We start from the raw sequence: 18,159 nt of genomic DNA on the forward strand, positions 1-18,159 counted from the left end.
TGTCGAAAAAACATTTTTTCTTGAATCAAATAAGCGGATTAAATCAATAAAATAACACATATTGATGTTGAGGTACACTTGAAGTATAGAGGGAAAGCTCTAGGATTTCAGAACTATACATAATCATGGATTGTTTTTATCGGAAGGAGTTGACATCATGCAAATCACAAAAGCACATATTTGGTACCTTCTGACCCATAAATCCTTCTTGATAGCGCTGCTTATTATTAATCTACTAGGTACAATTTATGGCTATTATTGGTATGGGTGGCAGCTAGCCATCACAGAGCCTATTTTTTATATTTTTGTGCCAGATAGCCCGACAGCTAGCTTATTCTTTTGCTTTGTGTTGATCGCTTGGATTATGGGGAAAAGCTGGCCATTGATGGAAGTGCTCGCCCTTGTTACATTGGTGAAATATGGCTTATGGGCAGATGTGATGAATATTTGGACATTAGTTGAAACAGGATCTATTGGCTGGCAGGGCTGGATGCTAGTCGGCTCACACTTTGCTATGGCAGTGCAAGCTGTATTGTACATGAAGAAATATATTTTCACTTATTGGCATGTTGTGATAGCAGCTGTTTGGACATTGCATAATGATGTCATTGACTATGTATTTGGTCAAATGCCTATGTATCGAGATTTAGCGAATTACACAAGCTATATTGGTTACTTTACATTTTGGTTATCAATTGCATGTATTTTACTTGCAATTTTCTCAATTAGGTGGCGCAAATATTTGCCGAATTAGGGTATAAATTATAGAATTATAGTATCGAGGTAGAAAGGGGTTAGAAAATTGTCAATGAGCATGTATATTGTATATTTTGCGATTATTATGCTGCTTCCACTTTATGCTCAAATGAAGGTAAAGGGTACGTATAATAAATTTGCAAAGCAACGTACAATGAAGGGGCAAACTGGTGCAGAGGTAGCGCGTGCGATTTTAGATGCAAACGGCTTATATGATGTACGAGTTGTGCCAACGCAAGGTGTGTTGTCTGATCATTATAATCCGGCAACAAAAACAGTGGCTTTATCAGAAAGTAATTTTTATGAAGCGAGTGTTGCAGGTGCTGCGGTTGCTGCCCATGAGGTAGGTCACGCCATCCAACATAAAGAAGCTTATTCTATGCTTACATTACGTAGTAAGCTCGTTCCAGTAGCAAACATTTCTTCTAATGCGTCTTGGTTTTTCGTGATGATTGGTATTTTTGCCAGTAGTACGAATTTCTTGCTATTAGGTATCATATTATTAGCAGCAGGTGTTGTTTTCCAATTAGTGACACTGCCAGTGGAGTTTGATGCTTCGAAACGTGCCTTAGTGCAAATGAATTCACTAGGTATTATTTCAAACGAAGAAGAACGTCCTGCTCGAAAAGTGTTAAGCGCAGCAGCACTCACATATGTAGCAGCAGCAGCTGTAGCTGTACTTGAGTTATTACGTTTAGTGTTAATTTTTACAAATATGCGTAGCGACGACTAAGAAAAAACTTGTTATAGTGGAGCACCACTATAGCAAGTTTTTTATCTTCGTATGCTTAATGAAGCGGCTGCTTTTGATCGTCTAGTGTGAAGCCTTCTCCTGCCACATCCCGTACTTCTATGATGGAAACAAATGCGTGCGGATCTACTTCATGCACGATAGATTTTAACCGTACAACTTCATTGCGACCAATCACACAATAGATTACCTCTTTCGGTTGTTTGGTAAAATGACCATGACCTTCTAAAATGGTGATACCTCGCTCCATTCGTAGAGCGATTGTTTCAGCAATTGCACCAGACTTTTCAGATATAATAAGCGCACCACGAGCAGCATAGGCTCCCTCTTGAACAAAGTCAATGACACGGGCACCAACAAATACGGCCACTAATGTATACATCATCGACCGTGCATCTAAGAACGTTAGCCAAGACAGGAGGATGACGATGGCATCGAAGACAAACATGGTTTTCCCCATACTCCAGCCAAAATATTTATGCCCTAGTCGTGCCAAAATATCGACACCACCTGTAGTGCCGCCAAAACGAAAGACAATCCCAAGTCCCAGTCCGACGAAGACACCAGCAAACAGTGCCACAAGCAACATGTCATCCTCTAAATGAATGGTAAATTGATACTTTTGGAAAACTTTCAGAAAAAGAGATACGGATAAAGTGCCGACAAGTGTATAGACAAATGATTTTTTTCCAAGTAATCGATAACCTATGATAAACATGGGAATATTTAATAACAGGTTCATTAAAGCGGGGTCCCAACCTAATGTAAAGTATAGTATGAGTGTAATCCCACTTAGTCCACCTTCACCCAGCTGATTTTGGATGTTGAAGTGAACAAAGCCGAAGCTGAAAACGGCTGCTCCGAGCATTATTGCGATAATATTACGAATTTTAATCTGTTTTAGCATTTGACCTCCTGTAGTTCCAAACAAATGAAGTAGTGTAATCTATTATCTGACATTTTATTGGTTTTGACAACAATGGTGTAAATTTTATACGATGGTAAATAGGAGTGTGATTTTTATGGCAGATCAACTAACAATGCAAGCATTACAACAGCGTGTCGATGACTATATAGGACAATTTAAAGAAGGGTATTTTCCACCATTCGAATTACTTGCGCGTCTAACAGAAGAATTAGGTGAACTATCACGTGAAGTTCAGGATGTGTATGGACAAAAAAAGAAAAAGAGTACAGAGGATACAAACAGTATTGAAGAGGAGCTAGGGGACTTTTTCTTTGTATTAGTTTGTTTTGCCAATGCACAAGGTATTAAACTAGATGAAGCACTATTACGCGTCATACATAAATTTGAAACTAGAGATAAGGATCGTTGGACTAGAAAGGATGAAGAATGATGTCGATTCGTGTAGCCATTGCAGGAGCAAGAGGAAAAATGGGGGCTGAGGCTGTACATACGGTCATGAAACATGACAAAATGGAATTAGTAGCTGTACTAGATTATAAGGAAGTAGGAAAAACACTAGCTGATTTAGATATGTTTCCAGCAAGCTATACAGTGCCTATTTTTACAGAAATGCATGATCTTGTAGAAGCAACTGCACCGGATGTACTAGTGGACTTAACCAATCCACATGCAGTCTACAATCATACGAAGGAAGCACTGAATTTAAATGTACGACCTGTAATTGGTACAACAGGATTCACAGATGCACAACTAGAGGAATTATCAGCCATGGCCAAGGAGAAAGAGTTAGGTTGCATTATTGCACCGAACTTTGCGATTGGTGCTATCCTAATGATGAAGTTTGCAAAAGAAGCGGCCAAATACTTACCAGATGTAGAGATTATAGAAATGCACCATGATCAGAAGCTTGATGCACCATCTGGTACAGCGGTGAAAACGGCACAGTTAATACAAGAGGTCCGTACGCCAAAGGCACAAGGACATCCAGAAGAGAAAGAAACCATTAAAGGTGCAAGAGGTGGAGACTTTGATGGCATGCGTATTCACTCCGTACGTTTACCTGGTTTAGTGGCACACCAGCAAGTATTATTTGGAGGGGATGGACAGCTACTAACGATTCGCCATGATTCATTAAACCGTAATTCTTTTATGTCTGGTGTTGCGTTTTGCATAGAAGAGGTTATGAAAATGGATCAGCTTGTTTATGGTTTAGAAAACATCATCTAAAGATTGGGATGGAAGCTATATGAAAATCGCATTGATTGCACATGATCGTAAAAAAGATAATTTAGTACAGTTTGCTATTGCTTACCAAAATATTTTACTTGAACACACGCTATATGCTACCGGCACAACAGGACAACGTGTCATCGAAGCTACTGGTTTAGAAGTGACACGTTTTCGTTCAGGGCCACTTGGTGGCGATCAACAAATTGGCGCAATGATTGCCAATAATGATATGGACATGGTGATATTTTTCCGTGATCCGTTAACAGCACAACCACATGAGCCAGATGTTTCTGCACTAATCCGTCTTTGTGATGTTTACCAAGTGCCACTGGCGACAAATATGGGAACAGCAGAAATATTACTAAAAGGCCTACAAGAAGGCTTTGTGGATTGGAGACTGATACAAGAAAGACGCAATTAACAAAAGACGTGATTCAGAAAGGATGATCATCGAATGAAAAAGCTAAAAATCGGCATTACCTGTTATCCTACAGTTGGTGGCTCTGGTGTCATTGCAACAGAATTAGGCAAAATGCTTGCAGAAAGAGGACATGAAATTCATTTCATTACCTCAAGCGTACCATTTCGATTGAATAAAATTTATCCAACCGTCTTTTTCCATGAAGTCGAAGTTAGTAATTATTCAGTGTTTCAATATTCTCCATACGATATTGCATTAGCGAGTAAAATGGCAGACGTCATCAAGGATGAAGAGTTGGATGTGCTGCATGTGCATTATGCCATCCCACATGCAGTGTGTGCGGTGCTAGCACGTGAAATGAGCGGTCGAGACATAGGCATCGTCACAACCCTTCATGGCACAGATATATCGGTGCTTGGGCAGGATTCTACGCTCTCACAGGCCATTAAGTATGGGATTGATAAATCTGATATTGTGACAACCGTGTCGCAAGCATTAAAAGAACAAACCTATGAACTAATTGATACAGTAAAACCAATTGAAACGATTTATAACTTTGTGGACGAACGCGAATACTTCCCACGAAATTCAGGAAACTTAAAAGAGCAATTTGGTATTGAAGAAGATGAAAAAGTCCTCATTCATGTATCAAACTTCCGTAAAATTAAAAACCTTCCACATATTGTAGACGCCTTTATGAAAATTCGTGCCAACATGAAGGCAAAGCTCTTATTAGTAGGAGATGGCCCAGAAAAGCATCGTGTCATGGACCAAGTAAAGGAAAGTCCATATATGAAGGATGTTTTATTTTTAGGGAAACAAGAAAACTTAGCTGAATTGTATGCGATTAGTGACCTAAAACTATTACTATCACAGCAGGAATCGTTTGGACTGGTTTTATTAGAGGCGATGGCTTGTGGTGTACCTTGTATTGGATCAAACGTAGGTGGTATTCCAGAAGTCATTGAGCATGGTGTAGATGGCTATATCGTGGAATTAGGGGATACCGATGCAGTGGCGGAGTATGCAACTCATTTATTGCAAGACGAGGAACAATTACTGCGTTTCCGAGAAGCGGCCATCCTTGCAGTAGGTGATAAATTCCACTCGTCCAAAATTGTGGAACAATATGAAAATCTGTACGAGAAGGTTGCGGAAAGAAATCATGCAAAACAATAAAGAATGGCAAACAGCCTATTCAGTTATTGAACAACTAGAACAGGCAGGCTTTGAGGCGGTTATTGTCGGTGGAGCGGTAAGAGATGCTTTACTTGATCGTCCTGCCCATGATGTAGATGTTGCTACAAATGCCTTGCCTGAAGAAGTAAAAACGGTATTTCAAAAAACTGTAGATATTGGGATTCAGCATGGGACGGTACTTGTTATCGTACCCACTGGACCTGTGGAAGTGACAACCTATCGGACAGACGGGGAATATACAGATCATCGAAGACCACAGAATGTGCATTTTGTTCGATCACTAAAAGAGGACTTACAACGCCGTGATTTTACGATGAACGCCATTGCCATGCGTCGTGATGGCTCTTTTGTAGATTATTATGATGGACGTCAAGACATTGAAAAGCACCTTATACGAGCGGTAGGAGAGGCACAAAAACGGTTTGCAGAAGATGCTTTACGGATGCTACGAGCTATACGTTTTTCAGCACAGCTTGGTTTTACGATCGAGGCGAATACATTCACAGCCATCCAACAAAGAGCTGCTGATTTGGTCTTTATTGCAAAAGAACGCATTAAAGCAGAGCTTGATAAGCTTTGGGTAGGACAAACAGTTTTTGGGGGGCTACAAAAACTAGAGGATAGTGGTTTGACGGCCTATTTAGCAGGTGATTTTCAGGCTGAGCAATGGCATGATTTCCAAACAAAGGACGCTCTCCTTGGCTGGGCCTACTTTGCCTTACTACAAGGAACGGCATGGCGAGAGATAGTGCGTGAATATCGATTATCTAATAAGGAATTGGCGTTTGTTAAATCCGTTTTAACCGCTTATGAGGCTTTAAAAGATGGATGGACAAATCGTCATTATTTTATCTACACAGAGCAACAACTAGAGGCTGCACAATATTTTGCTCAGCTTCGCCAATTGAACGCCTCGATACCGCAGCAATCTATTCAAGAATTACAGGCAAAGTTACCGATAAAACATAAGCAAGAATTAGTGGTGAATGGGGCTGATTTACTGAAATGGTCTGGCAAAAAAGGTGGACCGTGGGTAAAAGCCGCGTTGGAGGATATGCTGACAGCCATTCTTCATCAGGAACTTCAAAATGATCGACAACAGATTAAAAGCTGGCTAGAGCAGCATGATCTTACTTAAAGCCAAATACATGATAGTCAAAAGCCGTCTCTTTTTTCGGGAGACGGCTTTTATTAATTTCCCCATCGTTGGTGGTCATTTACGCTAATTTACAGTATGATTAAGACAAAATAAGTTACATAACAAGAGTATAGTTAACTAAAGGATTGATGTGAAGATGACAATTTCCATGAAGGACGAAATTTTAAAAAGAATATTGGCTGCTGCCGGAGAAGCAGTTTCTGGTCAGGAATTAGCAGATTCTCTTGGTGTCTCAAGGACCGCTGTTTGGAAGCATATGCAAACATTACAAGAGGAAGGGTATACTTTTGAAACAATTAAGAAAAAGGGGTATGTATTGACAGGTGTACCAAATAGCTTGAGCCCTACACAAATTGAGCTTTTTTTAAAGACAGAGCATTTTGGACGTGAAATCCATTATTACGATGTAGTTGATTCTACACAAACCATTGCGCATAAGCTTGCACAGGAAGGTGCCCCACACGGTACGATTATTATTGGTGAGGAGCAAACAGCTGGGCGTGGTCGTATGGCGCGTCCTTGGGAGTCTGCAAAGGGCACAGGTATTTGGATGACCGTTATCGTGCGGCCAGATGTTACGCCACAGCAGGCTTCATCCTATACACTTGTGGTGGCAGTAGCTGTCACGATGGCCATTAAAACCTTATATAAACATATAGAGCTAGCGATTAAATGGCCCAATGATTTATTGATTAATGGAAAAAAATGTACAGGAATTTTAACAGAAATGCAGGCAGAGGCTGATCTTGTGCAAGCTTTACTTGTTGGAATTGGCATAAATGCAAACCAAGTAGCAGCTGATTTTTCACCTGAAATTGCCGATATTGCCACTTCACTACAATTAGAAGCAGGAGAAGAAATCAATCGTGCGGCACTTGTGGCCTCTATCTTACACTATTTAGAACAATTTACAGAACTTTATGTCAAAGAAGGTTTTGCCAGTCTAAAGACACTATGGCAGCAATTGTCCTGTACAATTGGCCAGCGTATCGAGGTAACGACGATACGTGAACGGTTTGAAGGGGTTGCGAGTGGCATTACAGACGATGGTGTCCTGCAGCTGACGCAGGACGATGGAACGATTCGCACGATCTATGCAGGAGATATTAAAATATTATAAAAAAGAAGCTGCAAGTAACATCCTGAACTTGCAGCTTCTCATGTTGTTGCAAAAAGATGATGTTAACGGCAGAAAAAGCAACTTTGCAAGGTGAGAGGTTGATTTCCGTTCCGCCAGCATCCTTTCCAGGGGGCGTCCGAGGAGCCGCTTCACTCACTTACGTTCGCTCCAGGGTCTCCTCTGTGACGCTAAATCCCCTAGGAGTGACGCTGGCTCCACTCCAATCACCCATTCTGCAAAAGTGGCTTTTCCTTATCTTTCATACTAGCTAGCCGTAGTAATCAAATTAGCCCATTATTTGTATGATTAGAGAAAGGATAGACTCTTATTTTCATTGCGAAGAAGTGATGAGTATCAAAAGCCCTCCATAAAATGGGTAGTGAAGACCTTCACTTTATTTGAAAACCTTTGCTAAAAAGTTAACATTTTGTAGGTTGGAGTGGAGGGCTACTTGACTCCCGTGGGATAGCGAGACAGGCGAGCCCCTGCACGGAGCGTGAGCGGAGGAAGCGGCTCGGCGCTCGCCCACAGGAAAGCAAGTAGCCTGCAACGGAAACCATTTTCACCTTTCACAAAAATGCTATTGATGGTTTTGTTTTTTAACAATATGAGAAGCTGCAAGTACCGTCCTGTACTTGCAGCTTCTTTTATAGTCTATTCATTATTTTAGTGACACATCTATATCACCATGTGATAAGGATACATTCAGTTGGTGCTCCCCATTGGTTACTTGAGTCACTGTGCCACTTTGTTCCTCATCATTAATGCTAACATCACCAAAGCTTGTTTTGAGGTCATAGCCTAAATCACTTTGTTTGTTTTGTAAGTGAAGCGTTGTATCGCCAAAACTTGAGGTAATCGTTGTTTGGCCATTTAATGTGCCAGCTATATCGATATCTCCATGCTCACTCTCAACGGTGAAGCCGTTACTAGCAAATTGCTGAAGCGTCAAATCACCAAAGGACTGCCTAATCTCTGTTTTGTCACCAGTCGTGTTGTTGAAAGTAATATCTCCGTAATCTTGGATGAGATTAAGCTGCTGATACTGTAGCCCATGAATGGCTGTATCACCAAAATTACTGTCGATCACAATTGTCTCTATTTTTGTATCTTTTGGGACATAGAGTTTGATTGAAGGGGAAGAAAAGTTTCCAAAGCCAAATTGAAAATCATTCTTTTTCTTTGCCATTGTTTCAATGGTTAAAGTGCCATTTTCAATATGATAGGTTACATCTTCTTGCTTAAGGACCTTTGTGTCTAATTTATAGTCACTATCACTTGCAACAATTTCCACATCTCCATAATCATTTACGATATTAATACTTGTGAACGCATCTAAAGTATGAGACTGACTTACTAATTTAGTATTGCTTGGGACGTAAAGACCCTCTGAATCTTTTAGAATCAGCCAGCGGCCCCCTGAAAAATAGCCAATCAATGCGAGTAGAATGCCTAATGCAATCATTGTCATGGCAATAAGGGTATTTTTTGACGTCATTTAGAAGTCCCCCTTTTTTCGCTTCTTTGTCATTTTGTGGAATAGTCTTCCTAATGTTTCAACAGAGACAACAACGGTTTTCTTGATAACACGAGCTACAATTGGGAAAAGTAGGACACCTAAGCCCGTTACGATTAACCCGACACCCATAAAGAGCAACGCAGTTGGCCAATGCTCTGTTAAAATTAAGAAACCTGAAATCATAGCCGCAACGCCACCGACAAAAATACTAATAACTGTTGCGACAATAGCAAAGATTAAGCTGATAATAACTGCGCCAAATGAAAAGATAAGTGCAATGGCTGTTGCAAGTAATGGCAATGAAAGGGGCGCAGACAGTATAGCTAGAATAATGAGCCAAATAGCAGACATATTCTTTTTGGTTGATTTTGCCGAGGAGGTTTCCAAATCCTTTAATGCGAAATCAGCTAATATTTGCGAGGCAACATGTGAAGGAGAGCCAAGTTGTGAAATGACCTGATGCTCATTTTCCTCTCCTGCTTCCTCAAAGTATTCTTCATAATAGGCAAGCGCAGCATCTAACTCATGCGCAGGAAGCCGACGTAATTTTCCTCGTAGCTGTTTCAAATAGCTTGCTCTATCCATCTAAATTCCCTCCTAAAAGTACACAATCAACCTTTTCCTTATACACTTGCCATTCTTTTAATAGCTCTAATAATCGTATACGTCCTTGTTCTGTAATTTGATAATAGCGTCTATTTCTTCCTTGATAAGGCTGATCGTATGTTGTTAAATAATGCGCTTTTTGTAAGCGGCGTAATACAGGATACAGTGTAGACTCTGAAATCTCCATGACTGATTGTACCTGCTGCGTTAAAGAATAACCATAGGCGTCCTCTTTGTCGACAATAGCCAGTACACAAGCATCAAGTAAAGCTGAACCAAGCTGAAATGTCATCTTTTCACCTCACATGTAATACCTATACTTCATTTTATATTATATGACATATAGTATGTGGATAGTATATGACGTATAGCATTGATTGTCAATTCTAAAAGATAATTTTTTCCAATGTGGTTAGACGAAGATATTGTAAGAAAATAATATTTGAAGATTAGTAGGAAAATCTGTTATAGTATGTGCGAAGGGCAGTATCCATTGTGAACGGCACCTTCAAAAACGCAACAGACTATACGAACAAATATCTGCCTTGATCTTTTCAGACAGGGACGGAAGAAAACGATACGTTCAAATATAGCTTTTATTTTACAAGCTATTACCTCTTCATGGGGTCTTTTTATCATTGAACGACACACTACCCTTCTGTCCATTTTCGGCACAGAAGGGTTTTTCTGTTTTCTTCCTTGAAAAAAGGAGGACTACAAAATGAAAACGACGACAGATTTTTTAAAGATGAAAGCGGCGGGCGAGAAAATCGTGATGGTGACGGCCTATGATTATCCAGCTGCTAAATTCGCAGAAGACGCTGGTGTTGAGATGATACTAGTCGGAGATTCACTTGGAATGGTTGTGCTCGGCTATGATTCTACAATGCCCGTGACTGTAGCGGATATGGTTCATCATGCAAAAGCAGTAAGACGAGGGGCAAAGGATACGTTTATGGTCGTTGATATGCCATTTGGTTCTTATCATGGCGATGTCAATGAGACACTAAAAACAGCCATTGCGATGATGCAACAAACAGGAGCAGATGCTTTAAAGGTTGAGGGGGCAGGAGAGGTTCTACCTGTCATTCGTAAATTAACGTCAGCTGGTATTCCAGTAGTAGCTCATTTAGGTTTATTGCCACAATCAGCGGGAGTGCTTGGTGGTTATAAGGTGCAAGGGAAAACAGCTGAACAGGCGGCTACACTGATCGAAGAAGCAAAACAATGCGAAGAGGCTGGTGCATGTGCAGTCGTGTTAGAATGTATTCCTCATCAGCTAACAGAGATTGTTTCAGCTAGTCTTGTTATTCCAACCATTGGCATAGGCGCAGGTGTAGAGGCTGATGGACAAGTGCTGGTGTATCATGACATGCTAAGCTACGGTTCGCACCATGTACCGAAATTTGTTAAACAATTTGCTGATATGGGCAAAGAAGCAAGCACGGGTATGATTCGTTACGTAGAAGAGGTGAAAGCGGGTACTTTCCCAGCTCCAAAGCATTTCTTCACAATGAAAGAGGAAGCGTTAGATCAGCTATATGGAGGCGTTAAATGATGAAAGTCGTCACGACTATACAGGCATTAGCCGTAGAAATTCAAGCAGCTAAGCAGGCTCAAAAAACGATTGGACTTGTTCCAACGATGGGCTATTTACATGAAGGTCATTTAACATTAGCACAAACAGCTCGTGTAGAAAATGATGTCGTTGTGATGAGTATATTCGTCAATCCAACGCAATTTGGGCCAAATGAAGATTTTGAAAGTTATCCTCGTGATTTGCCAAGGGATACGGCATTAGCTGAATCTGTCGGTGTTGATATTGTGTTCGCGCCAAGTGTGGACGAAATGTATCCCCAAGATGGAGGCATTCGTCTACATGCAGGTGAGCAGGCCACGATTCTTTGTGGTGCGAGTCGCCCTGGTCATTTTGACGGTGTTTTACAGGTTGTCTCTAAATTATTCCATTTAACACTGCCAACACGGGCTTATTTCGGTCAAAAAGATGCACAGCAGGTTGCGATTATTGCGACGATGATACGTGATTTTAATTTCCCTTTAGAAATGCGCATTGTCCCAATTGTGCGTGAGCAGGACGGTTTAGCGAAATCTTCACGTAATGTCTATTTAAGTGCGTCAGAGCGACAAGAGGCTCCAGCGATCAATGAAGCATTACAATTGGCACGCGATAGCTTTTTAGCGAATGGTGATGCTGATAGCGCACTTGCAAAAGCAAAAGCTCATATTCATGCAAGAACACATGGACGAATTGATTATATAGAATTATTGGCATACCCCGATTTAACACCAGTGACAGCTACAACACAGCAAGTTCTGTTGGCAGCAGCTGTTTATATAGGTAAAACACGCTTAATCGACAATTGTATTTTTACTGTGAAAGAGGGACTATAAAATGTTACGTATGATGATGAATAGTAAAATCCACCGTGCAACAGTGACACAGGCGGATTTAAACTACGTAGGCTCCATAACAATTGATGAAGATATTTTAGATGCAGTAGGTATGCTGGCAAACGAAAAAGTACATGTCGTTAATAATAATAATGGCGCTCGTTTTGAAACATATATTATTGCTGGTGAACGAGGTTCAGGTGTGATTTGTGTCAATGGCGCAGCAGCAAGACTTGTACAGCGTGGTGATATTGTCATCATTATTTCCTATGTGTATGTAGATAATCAGGAGGCTAAAGATCATCAACCAACTGTAGCCATCATGGGAGAGGGCAATACGATTAAGGAAATGATTGCACACGAACCAGAGGCAACAGTGATGTGAATTCAGCCATAGTATAAATTTAATACCAGAGAGGAGGATGGCAAATCATAGCCAATCCTCCTTTTTTACGATTGAATTTGTAATAAAAGCAACTGGTAAAATTTTGCTTTCATTACTATTAAACTAGTTTTTAAAATTATAATTTTACAAATGTTCTAGTATTTTGTGTAATATTTATGTAGAATTTAGTTGTTAGTACATCATTTTACTAGTGGAGGTATCATTTGTCATGGAAAATAAACGTAACAAATTTTTAACAGTTACTGCGGCAGCATTAGCCGTAACAGCGGTAGCGGTAGTACCAGCATCGGCAGCAAGTCCTTTTTCAGATGTAAAGGAAAGTCATGCAGATTTTGAAGGCATTGCTACACTTTATGCAGCAGGGATTATCAGTGGTTACCCAGATGGTACATTCAAACCAGATACAAATGTCACACGTGGACAAGCTGCAAAAATGATTGCAGGCGCATTAAAATTGGATACTAAAGAAGTAGAGGATCCAAAATTTACGGATATTAGTGCATCAAATCCTTATTATGGCTCGATTGCAGCGCTTGTAGGATTAAATGTCATTACAGGCTATGGAGATAATACTTTCCGTCCAAACCAAACTATTACACATGGTGATTTAGCAAAAATCTTAGCATCTATTCCAACATTACCAGAGCTAGAAAGTGCAAAAAATCATGAGGCTAGTGAAAAAGTTACACGTGGACAACTGGCAACGTTCATTGCAGAAGCTCTAACAAAATCAAACCCAGAAACACCAGAGACTCCTGAAACACCAGAAGATGCATTCTCATTATCGATTTTACACGTGAACGATACACATGCTCGTGCAAATGAATTACCTAAATTGGCGACAGCTGTAAAAGAACAAAGAGAAGCAAAGAAAAATGTTTTAACATTACATGCTGGCGATGCATTCAATGGTACTTTATATTTTAATGAATTCCATGGACAAGCAGACCTAGCGCTATTAAATGAAATTGGCTTTGATGCAATGGTATTTGGTAACCATGAATTTGATTTAGGTGCCTCTCCTGAAGGTCATCAAGCATTAGCGGATTTTGTTAAAGGGGCTAAATTCCCATTTGTAGATGCTAATACTGATTTCTCAGCAGATGCTAAATTCACAGGTTTATTTACTGATTTAATTTCAAGTGAGCCTGAAAATGGTAAAATTTATTCTGGTATTGTAAAAGAAATTGATGGAGAAAAAGTAGGTATTTTCGGCTTAACGACTGAGGAAACGGTTGATATTGCTTCTCCTGATAAAGTAACATTTACAAATTATATTGAGGAAGCGAAAAAAGCAGTGGCAGCCTTTGAAGGAATGGGTGTCAACAAAATTATCGCTTTAACACATATTGGCTACAATGATAATCCGAATGTTGATAATGATATTTTACTAGCTAAAAATGTACCAGGCATTGATGTCATTGTTGGTGCACATGATCATACAAAATTAGACGAGCCATTTGTTGTTGATACAAATACAGTAGGTGAAGCAAAGGATGCTACATTAATTGTACAGGCCAATGAGTATGTAAAATACTTAGGTACGCTTGATGTAACATTTGATGGAGATGGTGTAGTTACTGAATATGGTGGCGAGTTAATCGACCTTGGTAAGGTAGCTGAAGACGAGACATTAGTGAAATTACTAGCACCTTATAAAGCAAAAGTAGATGAAGTGAACAACAAAGAAATCGGTGTAACACTAAAAGAAGCTTTAGCTAACCCACGTGCAAGTGAAACAAGTCTTGAAAGTGTGCGTAGTAATGAAACAGCCCTAGGTAATATCATTACAGACGGTATGCTAGCAAAGGCACAAAAATATACTGATAAAACGGTTGTAATGGCATTACAAAATGGCGGTGGTATTCGTGAAGCAATTCCAGCTGGGAATATTACAGTTGGTCAAGTAATTACAGTATTACCATTCGGTAACACTTTAGCATTAATGGATGCAACAGGTGCTGAGCTAAAAGCAGCATTTGAAGTGTCCTTGAAAAATGCACCTAAAGAAAATGGTGGCTTCTTACACATTGCTGGAGCGAAATTACAATATGATTCGTCAAAAGAAGTAGGCTCACGTGTTGTATCTATCGAATATTTAGATAAAGCAACAGGTAAATACGTTGCTATTGAAGATGGTAAAACTTACACAGTAGCTACAAATGCCTATACTGCTAAAGGTGGAGATGGCCTAGATATGTTTGCTAAAGCATATGAAGAAGGTCGTGTTACAGATTTAGGCTTATCTGATTGGGAAAACCTTCAAGAGCAATTACTATCACTTAAAGAAGTGAAAACAACATCAGAAGGTCGTATTGTTGATGTTGCAAAAAAACAATAAGCTTGACATTCTTTAAGTAAACAATCAAGTACTATTCATTTACGCAACCTTAGAGGCTTTCTCTAAGGCTGCGTTTTTTTGTATGGATGCAGTGATTTAACAAAGGGGAGAAAGGATGCCTAGGAGCCAATTATATGATAAAATTCAACTTATCTAATGTGAACTGTGAGTTGAGATGTATGATGGAAAGTCAAAAATATGCAATTGTAGATTTGGAGACAACTGGTCATTCACCAGCCAATGGGGACCGGATGATTCAAATTGCCGTTGTTATTATGAAGGATTGGGAAATTGAGCGTACCTATACTAAGTTCATTAATCCTGGGAAAGCAATTCCAACTTTCATTCAAGATTTAACGCATATAACGAATGAGGATGTAAAGGATGCTTTACCATTTGAAGCGCATGCGGATTACATATATGAGCTACTTGCTGACTGTGTATTTGTCGCACATAATGCAGATTTTGACTTATCCTTTTTACAAGCAGAGTTTAAACGTGCCGGACTTCCGAAATGGCAAGGCAAAAAAATGGATACGGTGGAGCTGGCTAAAATTTTGTTTCCTATGTCTCTCGGTTTTAAGCTAGGGGATTTAGCGGCTGATTTAAATATCGAGCTAGCAAATGCACATCGAGCGGATGACGATGCACGCGCGACAGCAGAGCTATTCAGGCATTGCTGGAAGGAGCTGTTAAGTCTGCCACAGCTAACGCTTGAACAGATGCATAAGCGTTCATTTCGCTTGAAATCAAATATTTCTCAGCTTTTTTTTGAGGCGTTGCAAATTAAACGCCAGCATATTACAGGCCGTGAGAATGTGCATTATTATCGTAATTTTGCGATTGGCAATGGCCGAAATAAGCATGAACATATGACAGAAACGATTCCCTACCCTCAATCAGTAGCTGAGAAAATATCTTTAATGTCAAAGGCAATGCCGAATTTTGAGGAACGTCCTGCACAATTTGACATGATGGACACGATTTGGCAGGCATTCCATGAACAACAGGAGTGCGTGATTGAAGCTTCTACGGGCATTGGTAAAACTGCTGGCTATTTACTCCCTGCGATCTTATTTGCCCGTGCTGTCGATAAAAAGATTGCCATCAGCACTTATACTTCCTATTTACAAGAACAGCTTGTAGAAGAGGAGTTACCAAAGATCGAAAAAATCCTTGGAACAAAAGTGAATTTGTGTGTGCTAAAGGGCATGCAGCATTATATTGATCTCGAACGCTTTGAGCAATGTATGGCACATGCTGATGAATCCTATGATGATACATTTACTATTTTACAAATACTCGTTTGGCTGACAAAAACAGAGACAGGTGTATTGAGCGAGCTCAATGTTTCTGGTGGCGGACAACTATTTTTAGAAAAAATTCGAAAAATACCGAATGACAAGCCTTCAAAGGGTTTTGATTTCTATGAGCAAGCTTTAAAGAACAGTGCAGTTGCTGACTGTATTGTAACGAACCATGCCATGGTGTTAAGTGATTTAGTGCGTCAAACACCACTCTTTACAGAAATAGATGGCTGGATTATTGACGAGGCGCATCAATTTATTCAGGCTGCTATGCAGCAGGATGAAGTGGTCTTCTCCTATACACAGTGGAAGTATATTTTTGGGCAAATTGGCACGATGGAGGACACCGCTCTATTTCAACAATTTTGCCAAGCAGCGAAGAAAAAACAGCGAGTGGCCATGCAAAATTTGCAGCATCTAGACGCACAATTTATACGTTTACAGCGGACATTTGATGAAACCATTCAGAGGGCTGTTCAAAAAATGCAACAGCAAATGAAAGGCAAACAAGCAGGTAGTAAATGCACCTTGTTCTTAGAGGATGTCTCACTTGCGAAAGAATCGTTTGCACAAGTAAGCAAACTAACCCAGCAATGGCTGGATCTCGCTACTAGCATTACGCAGTCATTCGAAAATGCGATTGAGCAGCTAGATAAAAACGATCAATATGTATTATCAGAATGGCAATATTGGATTCGAGAAGTGAAGATAAAAATTGCTGAATGGGACGATATTTTTCTATCACCACAGGAAGGCAATTCTGTTTGGTTAGAATTTGATGTACGGAGTGTTCCTGGTAGTCTCCATGTCTTTAAAAAGCCTGTCAATGTCACGCCGATAATTGAACAAGTATTAGCACCATTACGTCAACAAGCAAGTATTGTTTGGACATCCGGCACATTAACGGTACCAGGCAATGAGCGTTTTGTTACACGCCAGTTAGGTATCGCTGATAATGTCGAAGTCTTGAAACTGCAAGCTCCGCCAGCCTACTATGCTGGAGCAAAGGCATTTATTGTCACCGATATGCCAGATATTCAGCATGTCAGCCAGGAAGAATACATTGAGGCTGTTGCCCATGCAATTACGCGGACTGTTCGAATGACAGAGGGACGTTGCTTTGTGCTCTTTACAGCACAGGATATGCTACGAAAAACAGTCGAGCTTATCCAAGATAGTGAACTTTTAGATGATTACATGCTATTTGCACAAGGTGTAACAGGCGGTAGCCGTATGCGTATTCTAAAATCGTTTCAAAAATTTAGTCATGCCGTTCTTTTTGGTACAAACAGTTTTTGGGAGGGTGTAGATGTTCCAGGGGATGCCCTTGCCTCTGTCATTGTCGTACGATTACCATTCTCTTCACCAGAAGAGCCTGTCTTTAAGGCAAGGGCTAAGCATCTAACTGCTCAAGGGCGCAATTCCTTTACTGAGCTTTCTTTACCAGAAGCCATCATGCGCTTTAAACAGGGCTTTGGTCGATTAATTCGTTCTTCTCAGGATAAGGGCGCCTTTATTGTCCTAGATCGACGAATTACTAGTAAGTCGTATGGGAAAGAATTTATTAAAGCATTGCCACCTATCGATGTAAAGAAATTACAGCTACCCGAATTGTTAAAAGAACTAAATCATTGGCAAAAATAGTAGAAACCCCTTTTAGCATTGCTAGAAGGGGTTTCTTAGTGTTGAAAAACAAAACAGTCAATTGAAAGGTAGAAATGGATTTCCGTTGCAGGCTACTTGCTTTCCTGTGGGCGAGCGCCGAATCGCTTCCTCCGCTACCGCTCCGTTTAGAGTTTTGCCTGTCTCGCTATCCCACGGGAGTCAAGTAGCCTTCCACTTCAACCCACTGACTTTTTTAGCAAAGGCGTTCACTACTCATTTTTTGAGGGGTGTCGTAACGAATCACTTCTCCACATTGAAAATAAGAGCTTATCCCCTCTAAGAATACAAATAATGGGTTATTTGATTGCTATACTAGCATGAAAAAAGTAAAGACACTT

At 40.2% G+C, this 18,159-nt stretch carries 17 protein-coding genes; 13 read left to right on the top strand and 4 right to left on the bottom strand.

What is annotated here, in order from left to right; all coding sequences use genetic code 11:
• Positions 1-157 precede the first annotated feature (157 nt).
• Positions 158-754: a DUF1405 domain-containing protein gene (locus MHB40_RS07645; protein ID WP_342443024.1), complete on the top strand. Its 597-nt coding sequence runs from the start codon at positions 158-160 to the stop codon at positions 752-754.
• A 54-nt stretch (positions 755-808) separates the two neighbouring features.
• Positions 809-1,489, top strand: a complete 681-nt coding sequence (locus MHB40_RS07650; protein WP_342443710.1) for a zinc metallopeptidase — start codon at positions 809-811, stop codon at positions 1,487-1,489.
• Positions 1,490-1,544: 55 nt separating this feature from the next.
• Here MHB40_RS07650 and MHB40_RS07655 read toward each other — a convergent pair whose 3' ends face one another.
• Entirely contained in the window at positions 1,545-2,414 is an 870-nt protein-coding gene (locus MHB40_RS07655; RefSeq protein ID WP_342443025.1) for a YitT family protein, read from the bottom strand.
• Between the two features lie 115 nt (positions 2,415-2,529).
• Between MHB40_RS07655 and MHB40_RS07660 the strand changes: the two genes are divergently transcribed.
• The 6 genes from MHB40_RS07660 to MHB40_RS07685 all read left to right on the top strand — a co-directional run bounded on the left by MHB40_RS07660 (position 2,530) and on the right by MHB40_RS07685 (position 7,565).
• Positions 2,530-2,865: a nucleotide pyrophosphohydrolase gene (locus MHB40_RS07660; protein ID WP_036077682.1), complete on the top strand. Its 336-nt coding sequence runs from the start codon at positions 2,530-2,532 to the stop codon at positions 2,863-2,865.
• On the top strand, positions 2,865-3,662 hold the full coding sequence (gene dapB / locus MHB40_RS07665; RefSeq protein WP_342443711.1) for a 4-hydroxy-tetrahydrodipicolinate reductase: 798 nt from the start codon (positions 2,865-2,867) through the stop codon (positions 3,660-3,662). Before MHB40_RS07660 ends, dapB begins: the two co-directional genes overlap by 1 nt.
• Positions 3,663-3,681: 19 nt before the next feature.
• The gene (mgsA, locus tag MHB40_RS07670) at positions 3,682-4,086 is read left to right on the top strand and encodes a methylglyoxal synthase (protein WP_342443026.1); all 405 of its coding nucleotides are present in this window, start codon (positions 3,682-3,684) and stop codon (positions 4,084-4,086) included.
• Between the two features lie 33 nt (positions 4,087-4,119).
• Positions 4,120-5,265, top strand: coding sequence for an N-acetyl-alpha-D-glucosaminyl L-malate synthase BshA (gene bshA, locus MHB40_RS07675; protein ID WP_205442383.1), 1,146 nt, complete (start codon positions 4,120-4,122; stop codon positions 5,263-5,265).
• Entirely contained in the window at positions 5,252-6,424 is a 1,173-nt protein-coding gene (locus MHB40_RS07680) for a CCA tRNA nucleotidyltransferase (RefSeq protein WP_342443027.1), read from the top strand. Before bshA ends, MHB40_RS07680 begins: the two co-directional genes overlap by 14 nt.
• A 157-nt stretch (positions 6,425-6,581) precedes the next feature.
• Positions 6,582-7,565, top strand: a complete 984-nt coding sequence (locus tag MHB40_RS07685; protein ID WP_342443028.1) for a biotin--[acetyl-CoA-carboxylase] ligase — start codon at positions 6,582-6,584, stop codon at positions 7,563-7,565.
• A gap of 661 nt (positions 7,566-8,226) precedes the next feature.
• Here MHB40_RS07685 and MHB40_RS07690 read toward each other — a convergent pair.
• Genes MHB40_RS07690 through MHB40_RS07700 form a run of 3 tightly spaced genes read right to left on the bottom strand, consistent with a single transcriptional unit; the run spans position 8,227 to position 9,982 of the window.
• Entirely contained in the window at positions 8,227-9,063 is an 837-nt protein-coding gene (locus MHB40_RS07690; RefSeq protein WP_342443029.1) for a DUF4097 family beta strand repeat-containing protein, read from the bottom strand.
• Complete coding sequence (locus MHB40_RS07695) at positions 9,064-9,669, bottom strand: DUF1700 domain-containing protein (RefSeq protein WP_205442388.1); 606 nt, start codon at positions 9,667-9,669, stop codon at positions 9,064-9,066.
• Positions 9,662-9,982 (bottom strand): PadR family transcriptional regulator, encoded by a 321-nt coding sequence (locus MHB40_RS07700; RefSeq protein WP_036124518.1) that lies wholly within the window; start codon positions 9,980-9,982, stop codon positions 9,662-9,664. The genes MHB40_RS07695 and MHB40_RS07700 overlap by 8 nt, the downstream gene beginning before the upstream one ends.
• A gap of 429 nt (positions 9,983-10,411) precedes the next feature.
• Here MHB40_RS07700 and panB point away from each other — a divergent pair, with 429 nt between their 5' ends.
• From panB to dinG, 5 genes are all read left to right on the top strand, one after another.
• A complete protein-coding gene (panB, locus tag MHB40_RS07705) occupies positions 10,412-11,248 on the top strand; it encodes a 3-methyl-2-oxobutanoate hydroxymethyltransferase (protein WP_342443030.1) in 837 nt (278 codons plus the stop codon).
• Positions 11,248-12,102, top strand: coding sequence for a pantoate--beta-alanine ligase (gene panC, locus MHB40_RS07710; protein WP_342443712.1), 855 nt, complete (start codon positions 11,248-11,250; stop codon positions 12,100-12,102). The genes panB and panC overlap by 1 nt, the downstream gene beginning before the upstream one ends.
• Before the next feature lies 1 nt (position 12,103).
• A complete protein-coding gene (gene panD, locus MHB40_RS07715) occupies positions 12,104-12,487 on the top strand; it encodes an aspartate 1-decarboxylase (RefSeq protein WP_205442390.1) in 384 nt (127 codons plus the stop codon).
• Between the two features lie 229 nt (positions 12,488-12,716).
• Complete coding sequence (locus MHB40_RS07720; RefSeq protein ID WP_342443031.1) at positions 12,717-14,849, top strand: 5'-nucleotidase C-terminal domain-containing protein; 2,133 nt, start codon at positions 12,717-12,719, stop codon at positions 14,847-14,849.
• Positions 14,850-15,028: 179 nt separating this feature from the next.
• On the top strand, positions 15,029-17,800 hold the full coding sequence (gene dinG, locus MHB40_RS07725) for an ATP-dependent DNA helicase DinG (RefSeq protein WP_342443032.1): 2,772 nt from the start codon (positions 15,029-15,031) through the stop codon (positions 17,798-17,800).
• Positions 17,801-18,159: the final 359 nt, after the last annotated feature.

This window comes from Lysinibacillus sp. FSL K6-0057 (genome assembly GCF_038630885.1).
Classification (GTDB): Bacteria; Bacillota; Bacilli; order Bacillales_A; family Planococcaceae; genus Lysinibacillus; species Lysinibacillus fusiformis_F.